The sequence below is a fragment of the Leptospira sanjuanensis genome (genome assembly GCF_022267325.1).
Classification (GTDB): Bacteria; Spirochaetota; Leptospiria; order Leptospirales; family Leptospiraceae; genus Leptospira; species Leptospira sanjuanensis.
The window spans coordinates 2,646,302-2,668,815 of the sequence record NZ_JAIZBG010000001.1 but is presented as its reverse complement, the minus strand read 5'-3'; the positions used below and the strand labels follow the sequence as shown (position 1 = coordinate 2,668,815).

The 22,514-nt window shown below is 46.6% G+C and carries 18 protein-coding genes and 1 tRNA gene; 12 read left to right on the top strand and 7 right to left on the bottom strand.

Annotated features, from left to right (window positions below; translation table 11 throughout):
• The first annotated feature begins 93 nt into the window (after window positions 1-93).
• The 7 genes from LFX25_RS12080 (at window position 94) to LFX25_RS12050 (ending at window position 7,446) form a co-directional block, all read left to right on the top strand.
• Window positions 94-3,126 (top strand): AAA family ATPase, encoded by a 3,033-nt coding sequence (locus tag LFX25_RS12080; RefSeq protein WP_238730465.1) that lies wholly within the window; start codon window positions 94-96, stop codon window positions 3,124-3,126.
• Between the two features lie 122 nt (window positions 3,127-3,248).
• Window positions 3,249-3,731, top strand: coding sequence for an SsrA-binding protein (gene smpB / locus LFX25_RS12075; RefSeq protein ID WP_238730464.1), 483 nt, complete (start codon window positions 3,249-3,251; stop codon window positions 3,729-3,731).
• 22 nt (window positions 3,732-3,753) lie between these two features.
• Window positions 3,754-5,223, top strand: a complete 1,470-nt coding sequence (der, locus tag LFX25_RS12070; RefSeq protein ID WP_238730463.1) for a ribosome biogenesis GTPase Der — start codon at window positions 3,754-3,756, stop codon at window positions 5,221-5,223.
• On the top strand, window positions 5,220-5,870 hold the full coding sequence (gene plsY / locus LFX25_RS12065; protein WP_238730462.1) for a glycerol-3-phosphate 1-O-acyltransferase PlsY: 651 nt from the start codon (window positions 5,220-5,222) through the stop codon (window positions 5,868-5,870). The genes der and plsY overlap by 4 nt, the downstream gene beginning before the upstream one ends.
• Complete coding sequence (locus LFX25_RS12060) at window positions 5,845-6,681, top strand: hypothetical protein (protein WP_238730461.1); 837 nt, start codon at window positions 5,845-5,847, stop codon at window positions 6,679-6,681. Before plsY ends, LFX25_RS12060 begins: the two co-directional genes overlap by 26 nt.
• 76 nt (window positions 6,682-6,757) lie before the next feature.
• The gene (locus LFX25_RS12055; RefSeq protein ID WP_238730460.1) at window positions 6,758-6,970 is read left to right on the top strand and encodes a hypothetical protein; all 213 of its coding nucleotides are present in this window, start codon (window positions 6,758-6,760) and stop codon (window positions 6,968-6,970) included.
• A 116-nt stretch (window positions 6,971-7,086) separates the two neighbouring features.
• A complete protein-coding gene (locus tag LFX25_RS12050) occupies window positions 7,087-7,446 on the top strand; it encodes a hypothetical protein (RefSeq protein ID WP_238730459.1) in 360 nt (119 codons plus the stop codon).
• A 35-nt stretch (window positions 7,447-7,481) separates the two neighbouring features.
• Here LFX25_RS12050 and LFX25_RS12045 read toward each other — a convergent pair whose 3' ends face one another.
• The gene (locus tag LFX25_RS12045) at window positions 7,482-9,344 is read right to left on the bottom strand and encodes a motility associated factor glycosyltransferase family protein (RefSeq protein ID WP_238730458.1); all 1,863 of its coding nucleotides are present in this window, start codon (window positions 9,342-9,344) and stop codon (window positions 7,482-7,484) included.
• An 89-nt stretch (window positions 9,345-9,433) separates the two neighbouring features.
• On the opposite strand from LFX25_RS12045, the gene LFX25_RS12040 reads away from it, so the two are divergent.
• Window positions 9,434-12,208, top strand: a complete 2,775-nt coding sequence (locus LFX25_RS12040) for a chromosome segregation SMC family protein (RefSeq protein WP_238730457.1) — start codon at window positions 9,434-9,436, stop codon at window positions 12,206-12,208.
• A 255-nt stretch (window positions 12,209-12,463) separates the two neighbouring features.
• Here the strand turns inward: LFX25_RS12040 and LFX25_RS12035 are convergent, their stop codons facing one another.
• Window positions 12,464-13,006: a DUF1564 domain-containing protein gene (locus LFX25_RS12035; RefSeq protein WP_238730456.1), complete on the bottom strand. Its 543-nt coding sequence runs from the start codon at window positions 13,004-13,006 to the stop codon at window positions 12,464-12,466.
• Window positions 13,007-13,221: 215 nt separating this feature from the next.
• Here LFX25_RS12035 and LFX25_RS12030 point away from each other — a divergent pair, with 215 nt between their 5' ends.
• A complete protein-coding gene (locus LFX25_RS12030) occupies window positions 13,222-14,049 on the top strand; it encodes a thiazole synthase (RefSeq protein WP_406600497.1) in 828 nt (275 codons plus the stop codon).
• Window positions 14,030-15,148, top strand: a complete 1,119-nt coding sequence (thiH, locus tag LFX25_RS12025; RefSeq protein ID WP_238730455.1) for a 2-iminoacetate synthase ThiH — start codon at window positions 14,030-14,032, stop codon at window positions 15,146-15,148. Before LFX25_RS12030 ends, thiH begins: the two co-directional genes overlap by 20 nt.
• 157 nt (window positions 15,149-15,305) lie before the next feature.
• On the opposite strand, the gene LFX25_RS12020 is transcribed toward thiH, so the two are convergent.
• The 3 genes from LFX25_RS12020 to LFX25_RS12010 all read right to left on the bottom strand — a co-directional run bounded on the left by LFX25_RS12020 (window position 15,306) and on the right by LFX25_RS12010 (window position 17,125).
• Window positions 15,306-15,590 carry a Cys-rich protein gene (locus LFX25_RS12020; RefSeq protein ID WP_238730454.1) on the bottom strand — a complete coding sequence of 95 codons (285 nt, stop codon included), beginning with the start codon at window positions 15,588-15,590 and terminating at the stop codon, window positions 15,306-15,308.
• 21 nt (window positions 15,591-15,611) lie between these two features.
• Window positions 15,612-15,685: transfer RNA gene (locus LFX25_RS12015), tRNA-Met, on the bottom strand.
• Window positions 15,686-15,763: 78 nt separating this feature from the next.
• Window positions 15,764-17,125, bottom strand: coding sequence for a hypothetical protein (locus LFX25_RS12010; RefSeq protein ID WP_238730453.1), 1,362 nt, complete (start codon window positions 17,123-17,125; stop codon window positions 15,764-15,766).
• A 328-nt stretch (window positions 17,126-17,453) separates the two neighbouring features.
• On the opposite strand from LFX25_RS12010, the gene glnA reads away from it, so the two are divergent.
• A complete protein-coding gene (gene glnA, locus LFX25_RS12005) occupies window positions 17,454-18,875 on the top strand; it encodes a type I glutamate--ammonia ligase (RefSeq protein ID WP_238730452.1) in 1,422 nt (473 codons plus the stop codon).
• 252 nt (window positions 18,876-19,127) lie between these two features.
• On the opposite strand, the gene LFX25_RS12000 is transcribed toward glnA, so the two are convergent.
• Entirely contained in the window at window positions 19,128-19,856 is a 729-nt protein-coding gene (locus LFX25_RS12000) for a hypothetical protein (protein WP_238730451.1), read from the bottom strand.
• A 221-nt stretch (window positions 19,857-20,077) separates the two neighbouring features.
• On the opposite strand from LFX25_RS12000, the gene LFX25_RS11995 reads away from it, so the two are divergent.
• Entirely contained in the window at window positions 20,078-21,463 is a 1,386-nt protein-coding gene (locus tag LFX25_RS11995) for a protein-disulfide reductase DsbD family protein (RefSeq protein WP_238730450.1), read from the top strand.
• A gap of 96 nt (window positions 21,464-21,559) precedes the next feature.
• Here LFX25_RS11995 and LFX25_RS11990 read toward each other — a convergent pair whose 3' ends face one another.
• Window positions 21,560-22,495 (bottom strand): prolipoprotein diacylglyceryl transferase, encoded by a 936-nt coding sequence (locus LFX25_RS11990; RefSeq protein WP_238730449.1) that lies wholly within the window; start codon window positions 22,493-22,495, stop codon window positions 21,560-21,562.
• Between the last annotated feature and the right edge of the window lie 19 nt (window positions 22,496-22,514).

Sequence of the window (22,514 nt, the reverse complement as noted above, 5' to 3'; positions counted from 1 at the left end):
TCTCGAAAAGTTAGTTTGAATGTCAAACCATTCAAGTTACAGTTTGGAAGGAATTGAGGTTGCCAGAGGATTCGAGGGGGTGAACTTTGAGTTATGGAAACCGTAAAAATCGCCGGACTCAATGTTCCCGTTTCGAAATCCGGTATCAATCCCGGAAACCTCGGTTCCGATCTCGTTGAGACGGATTCGACCGTTCGCAATTTATCCAATATTCTTTACCCTTTGCTCGAAGGCAAACCCGTGCTTCTCGTGGGAGATGCGGGCGTGGGTAAAAACGCTCTGATCTATTACATCAACTATAAGAGAAAACATCCGACCGCAAGATTCAGTTTCAACGAAGACACTCTTCCCGAGGACTTGATCGGTTCGTATCGGATTCTCATGGACGGTAGAGGGTTTGCTTGGTCGGACGGGCCTCTTACTTCCGCGATCCGTTCCGGTCACAGTTTTGTCGCGGACGAGATGAATCTTTGTCCGCCGCATATCATCAAACGATTCTCCACCGTTTACGAGTCCGCCTATTTGGAGTTAATCGAAGGAAACGGTTCCCGGATTTCCTGCGGAGAAGGTTTCAATTTTATCGGAACACAAAACCCGTCCGAAGGTTTTGAAGGAAGAAAACCGCTTCCGTTCGACATCACGCGTTTTTTCTCGGTAGTGTTCATCGACCAACATACTCCGGACGAAATTCTTTTTATCTTAAAGAAACTCTATCCCGCTTTGAGCGAATCTTTGCTTCAATCCTGCATTCGGATTTCGATGGAAACGGAATCCAGAGTCGTTACAGGCAAACTCGGAAAGGGCGATCTGGAAAAATATCATTTCAACATTCGGAATTTGAAAAAACTCTGCAACCGTCTCTTAGGTTTAAAGGCGGATACGAGCGAACTTCAGTTCCGCGAATTCTGGAACTTCTATGTGGAACCGTTCCGCAAAAAAGAGGACCGCGATCTTCAGATCGAACTTTTGTTAAACGAATCCGGTTTGAAGGTGGCGCCCGAACTTCCGGAACCGAGCTTTCAAGTCCACAAAGGATTCCTATACTGCAACGATAAGGCGATCGCAATCCGCGATGAAAACAAGGCGAAGCAATTGTTAAACGAAGTGCCTATGCCTTTGAAACTCCGCGAATTCTCCGAGAAGATCTTCACCGCGGTTCAGTTTCAGGAAAACGTTTTGATCGAATATTCGGAGGAACAGGACCCGCAGATCCTTCTTCCTTTGTTCACCGAGATTTCGGGTTTGCCGCTGGAAACGGTGAGTCTTTGCAAGGGAATCCATACATCCGATATCATCGGAGCTTTGAAACCGATCGACGGTTCCAAAGTGGATTGGGTGGACGGTCCGCTCACGAGAGGAATCCGAGAAGGCGGAAACATTCTCATCACAAACTTAGAAGCTGCGGGTGCGGAACTCGTGGAAAAATTGAATATGCTAACGGACGACGCGCGTTCTCTTACGCTACCGCCCGAAAGCGGGAACAACGATCCCGTGCAGCTTACGGACGATTCGCGCATCTTCGCGTTGAAACTCTTCCGTAAATCCAAATCCACCGCGACGATTTCGAGAGCGTTCAGAAACCGTTTTACGAGCGTGTTGTTTCCCGATCTCGAAGACGAATCCACGTTAACCGAAATTCTTTCCTTTTATCTTCCGGGCAACAGCCTTATCCTGAGAATGGTGAACTTCCACCTGAAGATCCGCGATCTCGCGAAAAAAAGAACGATCGGTTCCGCCAATCTGCTGCCGTATCTGTTCGGACTTTCCAATCTTCTTTTTTGGAAGGATCATATCCTGCGTTATGCGGACGCGGGCGGAGGCGAGGCAGGTCTGAAAGAAACCGCGGTGCGGGGCGGCAAGATCGCTTATACGAATCAGATTGCCGATCCGAAAGAAAGAATAGAACTCGAAAAGATTTTGGATTTCCAAATGTCCGGCATCGAAGTCGAATCGGATTTCTTCAAGGTTCTTGAGGATAAGAAAAAAAAAACTCTGACAACGGCCACCGAAATTGAAAAGAAACGTTGGTGGAATCCCGAACTTCACAAAAGAGAAGCGCTGACCGGAAAGGCCAAACTTCTCAACTCGGGCAATCCTCTCAAACGAGGAATCGAAATCGATACGCCGGAAACCGGCGGTCAGATGAAGGAAGGCGCGGACGCCTGGTACGGACAAGACACGCGCGGCAACAAGGGACAAGGCGAACCGGCGGGCGGAGGCGGCGCTTGGGGCTACCGCACGGAAGAACTTTATAAACAATTTCTTGCCAAACGAAAGATCCTCTGGGAATACACGATCCAAGTTTCTTTGAAGGAATTCAAAGAAGTTTTCGGACAAAGTCTCGAGGATATCGAACTCAACCTCGATCGTCTTTTCGATCCGGAAATCGATATCACGAGAATGTATCGCACCGAAGGGAACCGGATCGACACTCGGAAATATATTTCATTCTTATCCGGAAGAGGGGACTCGAAAGTTTTCGATCGTACGATCATCGATAAGAACGAGGAAAAACTCAAAGGTGTGGAAGTCGCCTTTCTCGTTTCCAAATCCAGAAGGATCTTCAACTTCGAATACGCGGTCGCGGTGATTTCTGCGATGTTGTCTTCGGCGTATATTCTCAACGAACACGAGGTGGATTTTTCCATTCACGCATATTCGGACCGAAACAACAAAAAGGATCGGATCGATCTGATTCCGATCAAACGTCTGGACGAGGAATACAACGAAGCCAAGGAAGAGGAGATGTTCAATTATCTTCGAACCGATTGGCAAGGCGATTCCGTCGAGGAATATCAGCTTCTCGAAAAAGTAGAATCGTACTTTTCGCCGGAGGCACAGACGAAAATCGTGGTAATGATCTCCGATTTTCGGGGGCAAAGAGGAAAGGCGGAAGTTTCCGACGAAATCAATTCCCGGGACAACCGCAAACTCCACGCCGAAATTTTAAAGAATCAAAATCGGAACTACGTCTTCCTCGGAGTCGGACTCGGAAGAAGATACATCGCGGAACATCTGTTCCAGGATTCCATTCAGATCACTTCGGACAATTTTTACAATATGCCGAATCTGATCGGAACGGAACTGGGAAGATTGATTCTCACGAATCATAGCATGAGAAATTGAACGACCGGTTTCTGAACGACGGATTTTTGAAACGAAGCGGCCGTTCGAACGATCGATTTTGAATTTTTCGGCGATCGCAGGGAAATAGAAGGACCGGCCACGAAGTCGGTTTAAAAAGTAAGATGGCAGACAAAAAAGAAGAATCCGGACATACTCCGTTGGTCAACAAAAAGGCCAAGTTCAACTTCGAGTTGATTTCATTCCTCGAAGCGGGGATCGTTTTGTCCGGATCCGAAGTAAAAAGTCTCCGCGAAAAAAAGGGAAATCTCACAGACGCGTTCGCCAAGATCAAAAACGGAGAAGTCTTTCTGGAAAACTTTTCCATCACCCCGTATAAAAACGGAGGTTACGCCAATCATCCCGAAATCCGTCCGAGAAAACTGCTTCTTCATAAGAAGGAAATCGAAAAGCTGGATCGTCAGGTAAAAGAGAAAGGTCTAGTACTGGTCGCAACCAAAGTATATTTTAAGAAAAACCATCGCGTGAAAGTGGAAATCGCCGTCGCAAAACCGAAAAAGCTTCACGATAAACGCGACGACATGCAGAAAAAAGACGCGCAGCAGGAAATCGCGCGCGCAATGAAATCATCCAATCGCTACGAATGAGTCGCGACAAAGTTAGGACCCAATGGCTAAAGCCGGAAAAAAAGAAACCGCAGAATCGGACGAAGTCGTTCCGGTAAAAGCTCCCCGCAAAGAACCCGGAGAAAAAATTCCGGTCGTTTCGATCGTAGGCCGTCAGAACGTCGGTAAGTCCACGCTCTTCAATTCCCTTTTGAAAAAGAAACTCGCGATTACCGAGGATTACCCCGGCGTCACGCGCGACGTTCTTTCCGCGAGAATCTATCAGGAAGAAAAGGATCTCGATTTTTATCTCTGCGACACCCCCGGACTCGACATCGAAAATCCGGACACTCTTTCGCAATCCATATTAGAAGCGGCTTATAGACAGTTGAAGGAATCGGACGTCATCATCTTTCTTCTGGATAAGAATCTGATCACGGCCGCCGACCACAGTCTTCTCGGCTACTTGAGAAGGGAACCGTCCGTCGCGAACAAACCGATCATCTACTGCGTCAACAAAGCGGACAAGGAACTCGACGAGTTCGATCTCGAGGAATTCTACCGGATGGGGTTGGCGGAAGTTCTTCCCATATCCGCGATCGGCCGAAAAAATCTAGGACTTCTACTTGAGAAAATTAAGTTTTTCTTAAGCGATAAACCGGGTAAGGTCTGGATCGAAAAAATCTCTGCTTCCAAAAAGAAGGACGCACAACCTCTTCCTCTCGCGGAAGAAGACTACGAGTTCCGTCTCGCGATCGTGGGAAAACCGAACTCGGGAAAATCCAGTCTTTTGAACGCGATTTGCGGTTACGAACGCGCGGTCGTGAGCGACGTGGCCGGAACGACTCGGGATTCCGTGGACACTTTATTAGAATTCGGTGATAGACGTCTGCTTTTGACCGATACAGCCGGAATCCGAAAAGGAAGCAAATCCGCCGAAGCCCTGGAATTTTATTCGTATCAGAGAACCTTAAAGTCCATCGAATCCAGCGATCTCGTAATCCATCTCTTGGACGCTCAGAAAGGATTCGGGGATTTCGATAAAAAGATCACGGCGCTTTTGCAGGAAAAAGGAAAACCGTTCCTGATCGCGGTCAACAAATGGGATTCCATCGAGGATAAGACCGATAAAACCTTCAAGGAATACAAGGAAAAACTCTACAGCCGTTTTCCTTTGTTAAGCGAAGTGCCTATCATCACGATCAGCGCGACCGAAAGGCTGCGGGTTCAAAAACTCATGGATCTTTCCTTCGATCTCGCGTCTAGATCGCACAGAAAGGTAAGCACTTCCGAACTCAATAAAAATCTAAAGTTGTGGATGGGACAGGCGGGAAGATCCTTTTCCGCGCATCAACCGCCGAAGATGCTCTATTGCACTCAGGTTTCGACTTCTCCGTTTCATTTGATTCTGTTCGTAAACCACGTGGAATACTTTAAATCCAATCTAGTTTCCTTTCTCAAAAAGAAACTCACCGAAACCTACGAGTTGCAGGGAATCCCGGTTCGACTGGAGTTTCGATCGGATCGAAAATGAACTACGCGATTTTTACTTTGCTCAGTTTTGGAGCGGGTTCGATCCCGTTCGGATATTGGATCGCTCTTCGGTTTGCGGGAATGGATATCCGCAAATTCGGAAGTAAGAACATCGGAGCCACGAACGTGGGCCGACTCGTCGGATGGAAGTTCGGATTTCCCGTGCTGCTTCTCGACGTGGCAAAGGGAATGTTGCCCGTATATCTTGCGGGTGTCTTTGTGCCCGAGGGCGGGATTCCGTTTCAGTTGGCCTGCGGAGTTCTTTCCGTAACGGGTCACATGTTTTCTCCCTTTCTCGGGTTTCGCGGCGGGAAGGGCGTAGCGACTACGTTAGGCGTATTTTTGGTTTTGACTCCGATCGCCTGTTTGGGCGCGGTCTTGGTTTTTTTGGCGGTTTATAAATTTTTTAAATTCGTTTCTTTGGGATCAATTTTTGCTTCCCTTACGCTTCCTCTCGTTTATGCTTTTTCCTCGGTTCTTCTTTTGCACGAAGAAATTTCGTATTGGGTTTTGGGGACAATGATCTTCATCTCTTTCGGAATCATATTAACGCATCGGGAGAATATCCTTCGGATTTTAAATCAGTCCGAGTTGTTCGCGGTCAAAGACGAGGATCCAAGCGATGATTCAGAGAGAAATCGACGATAACAAAACCCGCGAAGAAAAGATCGAATTCCTCGATCGATTCTTAATCTATCACCCCGTCTTTGAAATAGCCGACCTATACAAATGGCTTTACTATGGAGAATTCGGCGAAATCGAAAAACAGGAATTCTATACGGAACAGACAGAAATCGTTCCCGAGTTACAATCGATCATCGACGACCTGAAATCGGAGGAAGGAAAATTATATCCGGAACGCGTCTGGGAACCTCTCGGATTTTCGCAGAGATATCTTCTTATTTATCTGACGCCGTACGCAAAGAGGGATTATCCTTTAAAAAGACTCGTCAACCTGATTCAGAGATCCTCCGCGTTTCAGGGGTATCGGATGCGGTTCAAATTGGATTGGATCATTCTAAAAGATCTGATCACGGAAAGAATGCCGGTCTTCACCAAACAGGAATTCAACGATTTCGAGGATCGGATCGGGTTCCAGCAGCTTCCCGACGTCGAACCTTCCGAAACATACAAGAAAGCGTATCCGTACAAATTCAGAGTCGTATCCGCAAAATTGTTTTACGAATACTTTCCCGAGTTCGTTAAAGAGCCGAAGGGATTCTCCCTTTTGATGAAAATGAAAGAGGAAGGGGAACCGGAACTCGAATTACCGAAACAGGAAAGCGCGTTCGTATCCGAAGACGAGCCCGCGGTCGCTCAGAAAAAACACGCTCGGGAATCGCACGGAGATTTTCAATACGATCCGGGTTACGATTCTCATCCGGGATCGGACGGATCGCATTCGGAAGAATCGGAAACGGAAGAGGATACATCCAATTTCAATTTTGACGGTTTGTAAAAGAAGCGTTCCAATTCTGCTTTACAAAGTTCTAAATTTGCGGTTCTATTGAACGGAAAAAAGGAAATTCGCAGTTATGATGAAAGAAATCAATTACGCTCTTCAGAGTTCCACGGGCGCCAGACAGTTTTCCAAGTCCGAGTTTACGATTCGAAATATGCCCGATCGGCTTCATCCGCTTTCCGAAATGGAAAACGTAAATTCCGGCGCGAGAAACATGGCCAAGGTCGGAGTCAATACGGACGATCAAGCGATCCGCCGCGGTTATCTAATCGATTTAAACGCCTAATTCGCTTAACAAAAAAAGTGCGACTTCGGCCGATTCGGGAATCGAACTTTTTTCCGCAAAAAATGCGATTTCCTCGGTTATCCGATCGAATCGATTGATATACCGAGGTTCTTCCCTTGAACTACGAAAGACTTGAAAAGATCGGCAAAATTTCCGTTTCCATTGCGATCACACAATTTGTGCTTCTGCTGGTTTATCTGTATGTGCCGGGTTTGCAAAACGCCTGGATTGAACGACATTTCGTTCCGGTATTCGTAAGCGTTCTTCTTTTTTCCGGAGGTCTTTTCCTTTCCACGACCTTAGGCATCAATCTGATTCGTTCCGGAGAATTGGAGATATCCCACATCTTCTTTTCTTCTCCGGTTCCGAAACCTTTGGCAAGGCTGATCGGTATTGCTTTTCTTCTGATGGGAGCAATCGGGGTTTTAATGGGTTCGTTAACTTTCCCCTTTTATCTAAAAACGTTGTTCGAATAAAGTCTACGACGCGTCTCACGAGTCTTTTTTAGGTTTCAACTCGAGAGGGAGCCTGCGAGAAGTTTTCGTTTGAGTCCGGTGAATTCCTTTAACACGGCGCCGATCAACAGATTTTTCTTTCTGATTTCGTCTAACGTGTCCCTGTGTCTGAGAATGTAGATTTCCGTTTTGCGGACGAGAAATCTCAGGTCTTCCCATTCCGCGATTTCCGAGCGAAATCGGGAAAGAACAACGTCATAGGATTCTTCGCGGATGGAAGGATCGGAAAAGATCTTGAGGACGGATTGGATTTTCTGGAGAAGGTTGGACCTGAATTCTTCCGCGGCCGCGACGCTGATTTCACCCGGTTTGCCGGACGATTTGCCGCTTTCGTTTTCGACGTCGATCTTCCAGGGAATAAATTCTTTCCAGTAATAACCGTGTTTCGGAAACGAAGAAAGAATTTTGTCCGCTTCTTCCAAGGAAACGTTTTCACAATTTTCGATTTTGGCGCCGCGCGCATTCACGTTGTAAACCGGAAAGTCGAGGGTTTTAAACGATTCCTCGAACCAATGTCTGTATAAATCCAAAACGTAATCGGTCAAAACTTCTCCGCCGCCCGCGGAAGGAACCAGACGCGTGTCCCGTTTGCGGATGATCATCTCGTTGATCTTTTCAAGTCCTTGAGTTCTGCGAACCAAGGTAAGCCATTTCTCGTTGTGATGCGTTCCCGTGGAATGGATTTCTCTTCCGGAATACGCGAGATCCTGACCGACCAAAAAAATCGGACGGCAGCCTAGGTTCCTCAAAAGATCAAACGCGGTCGTTGCGACGCTTCCTCCGGATTGAATGTCTCCGATCGGACCCAAAAGTTTTTCCGCGGTTTTAGAGCCCGCGGTGACTTCCCGTTTTAACTCTCCGCTTGCGTCGACGATGTATTTTGCGGTTAACGAATGAACGATCTTGGTGAACTTCTGCGAACGCAAGATCGAAGGCGAGCTCACCAAGTCTGCGAACAAAGGAACGTTAGACGATTCCGCTCCCATAAAATGAAAGAAAGAATGAGTTTGCGCGTCGAGGGTGATTACGCCGTCAGGAACGATTCCGAATTTTAAAAGGGCTTTGAGGGAAGTGTCGCAGGAAAACAGAAACACCTTGTCCCTGATTTTGGAAATCCATTCGCATTGACTTCGAAGAGACGGTCCCGCGGAAACGAGCATGGCCGGCGTGTTCGCGAATTTTTCCTTTAAGAGTTCGACTCGCGTGCGTCGATTGTTCGGATCGGGAAAGTTCGCGGTGTTGACGAACGTATTGCGAACCCAGATTCTTTCGAACTCGAACTTGGTCAAAAGATCGCTCATCTTGGAGGAAAGAATTTTACGGATCTTGATTTCCAATTCTCCGTAATAGGCTTCGTTGAGAGAAGTGCTCGCCGCGTTTCTAAAAACGCGAATTCCCGAAACGCGTTCCACCGGAAGAGATTCCAAATAATTCCATAGAAGACCCAGCGCGGAAAGACCTAAAAACAAATGTCGACCCGGAACTTCCATCACGGGCTCGAGGACTTCTTCCCAAAGAGGAAAGATGAGTTCGGGATGTTCGTCCACGAGAAGAAGAATCTGTCCCGGCTCCATGTTTCTGTGAACTTCTTCGATGAGATGCGGATTTCCGAGGCCGATGACGGCGACAAGATCGGTCGGTGTTATTTTTTGCGTCTGAAGAATTCTTTGTGCTTGGGTAAGAGGGGCCACCGCGCTCGCAAGAGCGCGGCCATCCAACTCTAAAAATCTCTCTTTCGGATTCTTAGCGGGTTTCAGAGCGAATCGTAAATTCGAGTCGGGTTCTCGTTGGAAATAGAGAGATAAGTACGGCTTTTTCCCGAATATTTCTCTTGTCTTTTCAGAGAGATTGTGAGACATAATAACCCAGGTGCATTCTAATCCCTGCCCAAATCTGGTCAATTGGAAACATCTTTCCGGAACAATCGGAAACGAAAAACACAAAAACTATGTATTTAAAAAGTCTGAATATTGTTGGATTCAAAACGTTCGCGGACGAGACCGAAATTCTTCTCGATCCGGGATTTACCGCCGTTGTCGGACCGAATGGCAGCGGTAAGTCGAACATCGTTGACGCCGTAAAATGGGTCTTCGGTGAAAAGTCCGCGAAGGGACTTCGCGGAGACAAGATGGACGACGTGATCTTTCACGGTTCCGAAGCGCGCAAGCCCGCGGGTTATGCGGAAGTTTCCGTGATCTTCGATAATTCTTCCCGATTGATTAAGATGGATTATCCGTCCGTTAAGATGACTCGCCGTCTTTACATGGACGGCAACAACGAATACTGCATCAACGATTCCAGAGTTCAAAGAAAGGACATCGAAAAACTTCTGATGGATACGGGAATCGGTAAGTCTTCTTACTCGATCATGGAACAAGGAAAGGTCGACCGCATTCTTCATTCCAAGCCGGAAGAACGAAGACTGATCTTCGAAGAAGCCGCCGGAATTTCCAGATTCAAACTGGAACGTCAAGAGGCGTTGAAACGTCTGGACGACACGAAACAGAATCTTCTCCGCATCCACGACATCATGAATTCCATGAAGAAGGAAATGGAAGTCAAGGAAAAGCAGGCCGAAAAAGCCGAAGCCTATTTCAAACTCAAGGCGGAGTTGGACGAAACAGACAAAATCATTCGTTATCTGAAATTCTCCACTCTTACCAAAAAGCTGAAAGCTTCGGAAGAGGAACTGCAGGGCATCAAGGATAAGAATCAAACCTTGCTCGATACGATCAGCGAGGAAACCGGTCGGATCGAAGTGTTAGAAAAAGATAAATCGGAAATCGAAAAGCGCGTTTCCGAAATCGACAAGAAATTATACGATCATCTTTCCCAAACGAAGATTCAAAAAGAGAAGATCGAAAAGAACAAACAGATCATTCTCGAATACGAGGAAAGAATCTCCGAGATGACGGAAACTTTGAACGGAGAGGAATCTTCTTTGAGTTTGCTCGTCATCGATTTGGAAAGAATTCAGAAAGAATGCGCCGAACTCGAAGGAGAAATCGAACTTCTTCAGGAAGAGATCCAAAAGCTGAAGGATTCCAAGCTGGTTCTGGAAAAACAAATCGAAGACGAGAACGCGGCCGTTGTCGAAAAGGAATCCAAGATCGCTTCCAACGATAAGGCCCACAACGAACTTCGCGAAAAACTCAAAGAAGTCATCTTTGAGTTGATCAGCCAACTCGAATCCAGAAAGAAAGAAGCGATCGATACGGAAAATAGAAGAAAGGAATTGAAAGAGTTTCTTCTTTCTAAGATGTCCGAATATTCCCGCGAGATTGCGGAGCTACGGGAGAATTGGGAGCTTTCCGAAAAGTCCAAGATCGCTTCCGTTCTCGAAAAACTGAACTTAGGCGATGTTCAATCGAAATTAGAAGAGTTCGTTCACCTGGAAGATATGATCCGTAATATTCTTTTCGATCGGGACGGATTCTTATCCAGAAAAGAAACGTTGGATCAACAGATCGAAGACTTGATCTTGGATAACGAAAATCTTACAAGAAGCATTAAGGATTCCGGTTTAAAGATAGAATCCTTGCGCGAAAACCTGGAAGCCAACAAGGAACAAACCGTATTCTTAGAAAAAAAAGTTTTGGAACTCGGCTCCGAACGAAATTCAAGATTGGAAGCCGCAAAGGCGATCGGGCTCCGCAAGGAAGAAATCGAAAAGAGAATTCAAAACGCAAAAGATTCGATCCAGAACGTAATCTCCAAAAAGCAGGAATTTGAGCGAGAAGTCTCCGAACTCGAACAGCAGATCGAGTCGAGCTACAACGAATTCTTGGACATGAGCCGCGCTCTCGAATCCGAAAAGGAATCCTTGCGGAACATCTTAAAAGAGATTCAAAATCTCAAACACGATATTCAAAAGAATCAGGACGATTTTAAAAATCTGATTCCTGTGTTGACCGAAAAGGAAAGAACCGTTTCGGGTTTGAAAGTTCAGATCGATTCTTTTACGGAAGAATTGTACAACGATTATTCGATTTCGGAACAAGAACTCGTCGCGGAGTTTCAAAACCGCAATTTGGAACGAACCAAAGAAGAAGTCAAACTGAAGAGACTCAAGTCCGATATCCAAATGCTCGGTTCGATCAACCCTCTTTCCATCGAAGAATATAGAAGTGTGAAGGAGATCTACGAACACCATCGCGTTCAAAAAGAGGATATCGAAAAATCCAAAGCGGACGTGGAAGACGTTCTCAATCGAATCAACGAAGAATCGGAAAAATTATTCCGCGAAACTTTTGAGAAGATTCGCGAGAACTTTCAAGAAACGTTTTCCACCTTGTTCAACGGCGGACGTGCGATGTTGGAACTCACCGAGAACGAAGATAGTTTAAATGCCGGAATCGAAATTATGGCCGAGCCGCCGGGCAAACATGTTCAGAACTTGCGTTTATTGTCGGGCGGTGAAAAATCGATGACCGCGATCGCGCTTCTTTTTGCGATTTACATGGTGAAACCTTCTCCGTTTTGTTTTCTGGATGAGATCGACGCGGCGTTGGACGAGGCGAACAAACTTCGCTTTTGCCAAATTCTGGATAAGTTCAAGGATAAGTCCCAGTTTATCGTGATTACACACGCACAATCCACGATCAATCGCGCGAATTCTTTGTTCGGAGTGACGAACGAGGAACCGGGGATCTCGAGAATTCTCTCTTTGAAGCTGGATGAAGCCGCTTCGATCGCGGAGAAAGTCACCGAAGCGGCCGTTTAGCTTCGTAAGCCGCGGTGCTTCCGCGGTTCTTCGATTCGAATGCAACGAAAACGATTCCTTCGCGCGTTGCGGCATGGTGTTGCTTGCACGTAGTTCTCAGCGGCGAATGTGATTCGATGTGGCTGTAGTTTGCTGCTGAACCTGCAATCGTTTTGTGAGACGCTTATTCCGTTTTTTGTTCGGCTCAATCAATCTTGTGTTCGTTGTTTGATCCGTATTTCCACACCTTGACTTTCTTTAAAAAATGTATCGCTTTTACTTTGCTCCAAATCGAGGCGGAATGTCCTCCGAAGTTAAGAACCAAATCGGATTTGGCCGAAATTCAAGACTTTTTGTAATACGATTGTTAAGTAGGTCTAAGTGCCAGAGGTAACTGTAAGAGTTTTGAAAGGTGGGAGATCCCACATTTAATTTTTCTTCGATAGAATCTCCGACGCCGGAATCATCCAACCAAATCATATAATTCACTAAAAAACATCGAGACACTCCATGAGCGGCGGCGATAACACCTAAGATTGCCCAAATTCCGGTGTTCACTCTCATATTCAAACGAACTAATTTCCCGACATTCCTTTGGTATAAAGTTTTCTGAGCATTTCGATTGATTCTCCGTTTAGAAAGAAGGAACTTTTGATACTTACGCAACAAGGGAAGAATTCGTTTCGGCAAAACCTTTCGTTGTTCGGTGCTTAGCGAATTGAGATAACTTTCCTGGAAAAGGAGAGTTTCCACATTCGATTCGGATGAAACCAAAACGGATTGAATCTTCTGATCGATATCGAGATAAATGCCAGCCATGTTTCGTACGGTTCCCTGTCCTCGATTCAGAGAGGGAAAAAAATAAAAAAAGATCAAACCGCATCAAAATCCGAACTCTGCGCCGGAAGCGCTTCTTTTTAACCGAATTAAAACGAAAAATAGAATTTCAAACGAAATTGAAAACTGCTTCCAATTTCTTCTTCCAATCTTCTCTTCTTGACGGTGTGGCCCTGTCCGAAGATTTCTACAGTAGAATGACTTCTTCCTCCGACATGAACTTCGATCCGCTCGTCATCGCGGGCAAAACGTTTCAATCCAGACTCTTTCTTGGCACCGGAAAATTCTCTTCGGGTGAAGCGATGCATAGCGCGATCATCGCCTCCGAAACGGAAGTCGTGACCGTCGCGCTTAGACGAGTCGATCTGGAAGCTCCTGAGGACGATATTCTTTCCAGAATCGATCGAAACAAAATTCTCCTTTTAGCAAATACGAGCGGTGCGAGAAATGCGGAAGAGGCGATTCGACTTGCGAGGCTTGCGCGAGAACTCGGAGCCGGTGATTGGGTGAAACTCGAAGTTACCCCCGATCCGGTATATTTGTTACCCGATCCGATCGAAACTTTAAAGGCCGCCGAGATTCTCGTTAAAGAAGGATTTAAAGTTCTTCCTTACATCAACGCCGATCCGATACTTTGCAAACATTTGGAAGAAGCCGGTTGCGCAACAGTAATGCCGCTCGGTTCCCCGATCGGTTCCAATCTCGGAATCCGTACGAAAGCGAATCTTGAAATCATCATCTCTCAATCCAAAATTCCGGTCGTAGTCGACGCGGGACTCGGTCTTCCTTCCCACGCTGCGGAGGCGATGGAACTCGGTGCGGACGCCGTTCTCGTCAATACCGCAATCGCGATCGCAAAGAATCCATCCGCTATCGCAAGAGCGTTTCGACTCGCGACTGAAGCGGGACGCCTCGCAAAACTTTACGGCGGAACGGGCGCAAAATTCAAATTGGAGGCTTCGGCTTCCAGTCCTTTAACCGGTTTTTTAAACGAAGAAGAAAGAGATGTACACGGATCTTTTTGACAGAACTTCGTTCGAGGACGCGGTTGAAATCGTTCGTTCCAAAACGAAAAACGACGTCGAAAGCGCGCTTCATAAATCTTCGTTCGGGCAATCTGTTCCATTCGAAGATTATGTTTCTCTAATTTCTCCCGCGGCAACCGCGTATTTGGAGGCGATGGCAATTCTTTCGAAACAAATCAAAAAAGAACGTTTTGGAAACACGATTCAGCTCTACATGCCCTTATACCTTTCCAACGAATGTCGCTCTTCCTGTCTTTATTGCGGATTCAGCTACGAAAACAAAATTCCGCGCAAAACGTTAAGCGAAGAGGAGATCGAACGGGAAGCGCAAGTTCTCAAGTCGAAGGGGATCCGTCATCTTGTCGTATTGACGGGAGAGGATTACAGCAAAACGAATTTGGAATACATCCGAAACGCGGTGTCGATTCTCAAAAAATCGTTCGATTCCATCGCGATCGAAATCTATCCCCTCGATCGAGAACCGTACGAATCTTTAATCGGGTCGGGGGCGGAGGCTCTTGTCGTTTATCAGGAAACATACGACCCGATCGTTTATGCGGAGAATCACTATCGCGGAATCAAAAAGAATATGCGCTACCGTCTCGAGGCTCCGGATCGGGGAGGAAAGGCGGGATTTCGACGTATCGGTCTCGGCGCGCTTCTCGGGCTTTCCGATCCTCTCGGAGAATTGTATAAACTCGGAGAACATGCAAAATATCTAATGAAAGAATACTGGAGAACGTCCTTCCAGGTTTCTCTTCCGAGAATGCGGCCTGCGGCCGGGAATTTCCAAAAAATCGTTCCGATCGGCGACAAGGACTTTGTGCGTTATCTGTTCGCGTTTCGGATTTCTTTTCCGGACGTTGGTCTCGTTCTATCCACAAGAGAATCGCAGAAACTCAGGGACCATCTTTGCGAATTAGGGATTACGCACATGTCCGTGGAATCCAAAACGGAGCCGGGAGGATATTCCGATTCCGGCGCGCTCAAACAATTTGAAATCGAGGACAACCGAACCATTCCCGAATTGGTGACCACGCTCAGAGCGCGCGGATTGGATCCCGTCTTTAAAGACTTCGATCGCGCGCTTTTGGAGTGACGGGGGACAGGCGAGGGGCGTATTCTTTGCCGCCCTCGAGGCTGCTTCCTTATGCCGCGTTCCCTTTGTATAAAAAAAGAGCGGGTTTGTTCCCGCTCTTTTCACATTTCCCTTTCAAATCGTTTTTACTTTGAAGGAAATTCGGTGGTTCTAAGATTTATTTTTTATTCGAGTTGTATGCGTTTACGATACAATCGTTGAACGGTTTACACTGAGACTTGTGATTTTCGAAACAAGCTGCGACTGCCGCCGTATGTTTTTTACAAGAATTCAAACAACCTGCTTTTACTTTCGTTTTTTCATCTGCGCTGAGTTTTCTCGGAGCGTTTTGCTCCACACAGCCAAAGTAAAAACCGCAAACTTCGTTACAAGTAGCGGATTGGGCTGACACGGAACCTGCCAGAAGGAAGAAAGAAAGAATCAATAGAAAGAGATGTTTCAACGTCTTCTCCTTTGAAACGATTAGCGACGCAGGGATTCGAACCCCGGACCTGCGGATTATGATTCCGTTGCTCTAACCAGCTGAGCTACGTCGCCGCTTTGTTTGGACCCGATAAAATCGGTTCCAGTGCTATTTTTTTCAGGGGAATCGCCCTGTCAAGGTTTCCTTCTAACCTAGGACTTCCAGATTTCGATCAGATTTTTCCATGCGGAAGCCGAGGAGATTTCCTCGATTTTTTTCGTCGTCAGTTCCGTGCGTTCCTTCCAACGTTCTAAAATCGAATTCATGATTGCCGACTGGATCGTTTTCCAATCCTCACGTGCGCCTTCGTGAAACGAAATCGTTTGGGAAGAATCCTGAGCCGCTTTCAATCGATCGAGTAATTCCGGAATTTCGAATTCTTCCAATTCTTCCTTACGAGTTTCTAATGTGGAATCGAGAATGTTCTTGGAAGTTTCGTATTCTTTTTGAAGGAGAGTGTGATAGAAATTCTCCTCTTCTCCCGCGTGCCTCGAAACCCGCGACGCAAAACGATGTTCCGTAAGATCTCTCCAAGATTCGTTCCTTCCGAAACGGGGAAACGAAGCGATCGTTTCCGTTTGCAAATCCATAGGCAAACGATTTTCAGAACCGCCGCCGCTCGTTTCACTCGCGGCGCCACCCGATCCGGCCTCGTTTGTTCCCGCATTTTCCCATGCATCCAATAAGGAAGAATTCAATACTAAAAACAAAAACGAAGCGCTCAACCACGGAGAAGCGGCAATCTCCAAGGAAGGAAAATTTCCCGATTGGTAGCCGGGAGAATTCTCCGCATCGATCCCCGCCAACGCCCCTCCGGAACGTTTGAACCAAATCGGAAGGACGGCACGATCGGTGTTCAGTTCGATCGTTACTTTAGAAAAATTGAATTCGATTTTTTCGGAGATCGTGGACAAAAGATATATCGCGAAAAGGGCGCGGGTTCCGTTTAATTTCGGAGTGAGTAAAAAGAATTCTCCGTCGCGTTCGATGATTTTTTCGACGAGACTTGCGGGAATGTCCAAATTCAGAATTTGTTCTAGCCCGAAAGAATCCCCGGTTATGATTTGAAATTCTAACCGATAGATCGAGGCGTTCCTAGTCGATTTCGTTTTCTGCTTTGCTTCGACTTCGATCTTTTCTTCCATCATCGCGATCTTGGAGGAAAGTGTGGATTCTTCAGCCGCGAAAGGGAAATAGAGGGATTCTCCCCATACGAATGCGGGGAAGAATTTGGACGGAACTCCGGCAAACGGAGGATTGACGATCTTCGATAGATTCGTAATCGAACGGGTGGGGGATTTTTCCGTTTCCAAGAGTTCGAAGCGTTCAAACCAAGATTCCGAAAACGCGATGCAATACTTCGCGTTTTGTTCTTCGGCCCAAGTTTTCAATTGGGCAAAAAATTCTTTCAAAGCGCCTTCGGTCGGTTCGGAAGTTTCGAATAAGGTCGTGAAAGTTTCGCGATCCATTCTTCGTTTTAACTCCGCTTCGGTAAGAAAATGAATTTGTCTCATGGATTTCTCGAACGCTGAATAATATTTATGCAGAATGTAAATTATCAGTACTGTCTTTGTACGAAAATTAAGCTAGTTGCCAATCGGATTGGAAAAAAGATAAAATCTGCTACCGCAGTGTATTTTAGGGCTTGCCTGCCTTTCAAGGAATTTTACTTTGATTCCGGATTCGTCCCGCAATCGGATAGAAGAAGGGAATTGTTCCCTTTTTTTCGGAAATCATCGGATTTCATTCCAATGGTACGATAATTGCTTAAAGTTTACAGACGCACGCTACGCGTGAATTAGAGATTAGTTATTAATACTCGAAGACAAATAGGAGAATAGAATGTCCAGAACACCTAGTGAAGTTATCGCATACGCCAAGGCGAATAACGTTCTTTTCTACGATTTCCGTTTTACGGATATCAAAGGAGCTTGGCACCACGTGTCTTATCACACAGTTGCTATCACTGAAGATTCCTTTAAAGGTTTACCTTTTGACGGAAGCTCCATTCCAGCTTGGCAGCCGATCGACAGATCCGACATGCAATTGATTCCGGATACGGATGCGATCTTCTTAGATCCTTTTACTGCGGATCCTACTCTTGTGGTTTTCTGCGACGTATTCGACATCTACAAAGGCGCACTCTACGAAAAATGTCCTCGTTCCATCGCTAAGAAAGCTCTGAAATATCTCGAGTCTTCCGGTCTTGCGGACACCGCGTATTTCGGTCCTGAAAACGAATTCTTCATCTTTGACAACATCAAAGTAAGAGACGCGATCAACGTTCAATACTACGAAATCGATTCTTCGGAAGGGATTTGGAATTCTCATACGGATTTCCCCGGTTCTACAAACACCGGTCACCGTCCCGGAACCAAAGGCGGTTACTTTCCGGTAGCTCCTGTGGACTCTCAAGTGGATCTGAGAGCTGCGATCGTTAAGACTCTTCACCAGATCGGTATGGAAACTTTCGTGGTTCACCACGAGGTTGCGCAAGGCCAAGGTGAGATCGGTGTGAAATTCGGAACTCTGATCGAAGCCGCGGACAACGTTCAAAAACTGAAATACGTCGTGAAGATGGTCGCGCACAACTACGGTAAGACTGCGACTTTCATGCCGAAACCTCTTTACGGTGATAATGGAAACGGGATGCACTGCCACCAGTCCATCTGGAAAAACGGCGTGAACCTTTTCGCGGGAAAAGGATATCAAAACCTCAGCGACACCGCTATGAACTACATCGGCGGGGTTCTTTCTCACGCAAAAGCTTGTGCGGCTTTCACAAACGCTTCCACAAACTCTTACAAGAGACTTCTTCCCGGTTTCGAAGCTCCTTCTATCTTAGCGTATTCCGCTCAGAACCGTTCCGCTTCCTGCCGTATTCCTTTCGTTAACGGAGACAAAGCAAGAAGGGTAGAATTCCGTTTCCCTGATTCTTCCGCGAACCCGTATCTCGCTTTCGCGGCGATGCTGATGGCCGGTATCGACGGAGTTCAAAAGAAAATCGATCCGGGTCCACCTCGGGAAGAAGATCTTTTCGAACTTTCTCTGGATGAAATCCGCGAGAAGGGAATTCAGCAGATGCCTCACACTTTGAGAGAAGCGGTTGAGCACATGCTCCTCGACAGAGACTTCCTCAAAAAAGGAGACGTGTTCACGGAAGAATTCATTCAAACTTACAAAGCGTATAAGTTTGAAACTGAAATCTGGCCTTGGGAAGGAAGACCTCACCCGTTCGAATTCCTTACGACCTATTCCTGCTAATCGAAAAGGGCGTCGACTTTACGGAGGCGCCGTTTTCAAACGCAGAATCGAAAAAAAGCCCGGGATTTTTCTCGGGCTTTTTTTTTAGGGAGAATTGCCTGTAAGAGCTCCGACGATTTTGCTGTAAAACAAGGTTGTCCCCACCCTGATTGGGTGGAGGAGGCGGGCTTGCGGGAGAAAATCGGCAGACTTTTCTATATCAGAGAATTCTTACATTTTCAAGAAAAATTCTCCTTGTGGGAACTCCTACTTTTACTGTTCGAGCACGGGTTTGTTGGCGTCCGGATGTTTGTTCAGATATTCCTTCACCGTATTTCTTTTCTTTTCTAAACGGGCCAAATGACCCTCGATGATCTTTCCGAAATCGAGTTTCCCCGTGATGATTTCATAACGTTCCGTCTCCAAGGTTCCCAGATCCAAGTCGTTGTCGATTTCGGAGGAACGATCCGCATATCTCTGAGCTTCTTTCCAATAGGGAATGGCTTCCTTATAAAATCCGTCGGCGACCTCGAAAGAGCGGTTCAGTTCGTACGCGAAGTCCAGGTTGTAAAAATACAGATGTCGCTTATCAAATTGGGACGCGATTCTCATGTAGGAACGCATGATCTGCAGATTGATGTGCATAAAAAGAAGGTTGCGGTATTTGTAATATTCGTCCTCGTCGGCGATCGGACAGAGCGCGTTCTTGGGATGACGAAAACGTTTCTTCAATCCGATTTTTAGGAAGTAAATATCCCTTCTCAGTTCGTTCTCTTTGTAATGGAGTTTGAGTCCGTAGAGCTGGTAATAATCCTCTAAAAATTTGGGCTCCCATTTATGGAGTTTGTAAGGAACCCAGTCGGAGAATTTCGTATAAGGCCCGTTCTTCTCGTATTCGTAATTGTAGTCGAGGTCGATCTCGGCTCCAACCGGCGCGGTTTCCGCACCGATCCATATCCCCAAGAGGATACAATAGAAGAGTCTGAGAATTCCGGGGCGCATTCAGAATGATTTTCGGCAGATTCCGATTTTTAGGTGAGGGAGGAATCGCTGAAAAAACGGGGTAGCCCCTTCTCCCTTTCCGCAAAAAAAGAATCTTTTGAAAACGCATCCAGTCTAAACTACGAGTTCGGGCATGGTGCGTTTAGAATCGGGTTGACCTCTGATTTTTAAGCGGAAGCATAGTTCTCGAAACGATTTCGTATTTTTTGGTCGTTTGATCCGTGTTACTAAGAATCGCCCTATACAAGATTTTTCGACGCAGTTTTGCAGTTTGGGGGTTCCTGTCTTTTTTCACCGTTTGTCTTTCCTTATCCGCAGAAACCACTTCCGTTTCTTGGTTTTCCGAAATTCAAAAATCCGTTTCCGAAGGCGTTTCCAGCGGGGCCTTTGACTGGACGACCGGATTCGTTCTGATTTCCGGTGGCGTTCTCGCAAGCCTTTTACCGTGCGTTTATCCCTTATATCCGATCACGGTCGGAATCGTTCGGGCCAGGGGAGAAGGTTCCCCCCGCATTCTTCATCCTTCGATTTATTATCTAGGACTCGTGGTCGTATATGCGTCGTTCGGCGTAATCGCCGGTTTTTCGGGCGGTGCGTTTAACGTCATTCTTCGATATCCGATCATAAATCTCGGACTCGCGATTTTGATTTTTCTTTTGGCCTTGGGCTCTTTGGATCTGATCCATCTTCCTTTTTTCCAATCGAAAGAAGTGAAAACCGCACAAGGTTGCGGAGGAACGTTCCTTTTGGGGATGGGCGCGGGACTTCTTTCTTCTCCCTGCGTCGGGCCGGTGGTCGTCGCGATCCTTTTGCAAATCACCGCGGGGGCGGGGGCGATCACTGCCGGTTCGATTCTTTTGGCTTCGTTTAAAATGTTCTTATTCGGAGTCGGACTCGGATTTCCGTTTTTGATGATCGGAGTATTCGGCCTGAGTCTTCCCAAATCCGGAAAATGGATGCGCTGGATTCAGTGGGTTCTCGGTATTTTCGTATTATACTTTTCTTATACGTATTTTCAAAAGTCGTTGAGCGGTTGGGGAATTGCCGATTCTGCGATTCCGCCGGCGGCCCTGGGGATTTTGTTTTTGCTGGTTTGTCTCTACTTCTTTCTTCCGGAGGATTGGAACCGCTACGTAAGAATGAAGAAGGCTTTGTTTCTCGGCGGGGTCGTTTTGTCCGCGACGGGGCTTGTCATTCTTCTCGCACCGAACTTAGGCGGTTCTTATTCTGCATCCACGGCGGAAATCGAAACGAAAGGAAATCTTTCCTGGTTTCGAACTCCGGGTAAGGCTTACACGGAAGGAAAAGAAGAAGGTAAAAAAGTTTTTATCGATTTCTATGCGGATTGGTGCACGAACTGCAAGGCCTTTGAGGAGCTCACACAAAACGATCCTGCTTTGAACGAGGCGTTGCGGGGCGCGGTTCTACTGAAGATCAAAGATCAGGATCCGATCTTTGAAACCTACGCGAACGATCCCCGTTTTGAAGAACTCAAGATCGGCCTTCCTTTCTTTGTGATCCTGGACGAACACGGAAATCTTTTGTATAAGAATACGGATTATCAGGACACGACCACGATGATCCAAACATTAAAGCGTTCGTTTTAAAACTCGACCGGACGAACGACCTGGATGCCGATCCGTAGAGAGGCATCCGCTGAGTTCAGGAAGCGTTTTGCCGAGTTAACGCGCGGACTCGCCGTTTTAGGCGGCCGCACCTTCTTTCTGCCAGAGCTTGCCCTTGATGATGAAGAACGCTCCTGCCGCTATGATCGCGATCGAAACCCACTGAGACTGAGAAAAGCCGTGCCAATAGTATTGGTTCAAGAACGCGGGGTTCTGTTCCGCGTTCGGAATGTTCACGATCGAAGGAGGATCGATAAACGGAAACACCGCCTTATTCACTCTTAAAAATTCCACCATCAATCTTGCAAATCCGTGCAGAACCAAATACTGCGCCCCGATGGAAAACTTTTTGAAGTTCTGATTCTTTGCCCAATATTGAAAGTAAAAGAAGAACAAAAACGAAACGATGGATTCGATGAGAGGAGTGTTCCAAACGGGAACTCCGGAGGGATGAGCGCCGTGATAGTCGAAAACCAAAAGAGGAATCCGCACGTCGGTCGCAAATCCGTAACAGCCGTCGCCCGAAACCCAACAGCCCAATCTTCCGATCGCATAACCGATCGCCATACTCGGAACCGCTGCGTCGAGATACGCAGGCACGTCGAGTTTGAAGTATTTCATATAAAGAGATATGAAAAGAATTCCGAACAGAAACCCGCCGTAAAAAACAAGACCGCTTCCCGAAAACAAATTGTCCCAGAGGGCCATTCTACCCGGAAAACCGTACCAATGCGTTAGGGGATAGAGATACTTTCCGTCAAAGCCGGGAGTTTCCACGAAGATCTGATCCCAGATTTCAAATACGAAAAAAATCTTCGCGCCGACCAAGGTGCCTAAGATTCCCAAAAGAAGAAGCCAATCGGAATGCTCCGGTTCAAGACCTCTTCGTTTTAATTCCTTGGGAAGAAGATAAGACGCGGCTAAAAAACCCAACATCATCAGGATGCTGAACGTGGAAGGTCCGTCCCAATTGAAGAATTGTTTGAGAAACGGAACTGGAATTCTATCGATCATAGTGTAACCAATACTAACG

Bases quoted from the DNA above. Each gene is read 5' to 3' on its own strand.
- LFX25_RS12080 (WP_238730465.1), top strand. From the start codon at position 94: ATGGAAACCGTAAAAATCGCCGGACTCAATGTTCCCGTTTCGAAATCC.
- smpB (WP_238730464.1), top strand. From the start codon at position 3,249: ATGGCAGACAAAAAAGAAGAATCCGGACATACTCCGTTGGTCAACAAA.
- der (WP_238730463.1), top strand. From the start codon at position 3,754: ATGGCTAAAGCCGGAAAAAAAGAAACCGCAGAATCGGACGAAGTCGTT.
- plsY (WP_238730462.1), top strand. From the start codon at position 5,220: ATGAACTACGCGATTTTTACTTTGCTCAGTTTTGGAGCGGGTTCGATC.
- LFX25_RS12060 (WP_238730461.1), top strand. From the start codon at position 5,845: ATGATTCAGAGAGAAATCGACGATAACAAAACCCGCGAAGAAAAGATC.
- LFX25_RS12055 (WP_238730460.1), top strand. From the start codon at position 6,758: ATGATGAAAGAAATCAATTACGCTCTTCAGAGTTCCACGGGCGCCAGA.
- LFX25_RS12045 (WP_238730458.1), bottom strand. From the start codon at position 9,344: ATGTCTCACAATCTCTCTGAAAAGACAAGAGAAATATTCGGGAAAAAG.
- LFX25_RS12040 (WP_238730457.1), top strand. From the start codon at position 9,434: ATGTATTTAAAAAGTCTGAATATTGTTGGATTCAAAACGTTCGCGGAC.
- LFX25_RS12035 (WP_238730456.1), bottom strand. From the start codon at position 13,006: ATGGCTGGCATTTATCTCGATATCGATCAGAAGATTCAATCCGTTTTG.
- LFX25_RS12030 (WP_406600497.1), top strand. From the start codon at position 13,222: ATGACTTCTTCCTCCGACATGAACTTCGATCCGCTCGTCATCGCGGGC.
- thiH (WP_238730455.1), top strand. From the start codon at position 14,030: ATGTACACGGATCTTTTTGACAGAACTTCGTTCGAGGACGCGGTTGAA.
- LFX25_RS12010 (WP_238730453.1), bottom strand. From the start codon at position 17,125: ATGAGACAAATTCATTTTCTTACCGAAGCGGAGTTAAAACGAAGAATG.
- glnA (WP_238730452.1), top strand. From the start codon at position 17,454: ATGTCCAGAACACCTAGTGAAGTTATCGCATACGCCAAGGCGAATAAC.
- LFX25_RS12000 (WP_238730451.1), bottom strand. From the start codon at position 19,856: ATGCGCCCCGGAATTCTCAGACTCTTCTATTGTATCCTCTTGGGGATA.
- LFX25_RS11990 (WP_238730449.1), bottom strand. From the start codon at position 22,495: ATGATCGATAGAATTCCAGTTCCGTTTCTCAAACAATTCTTCAATTGG.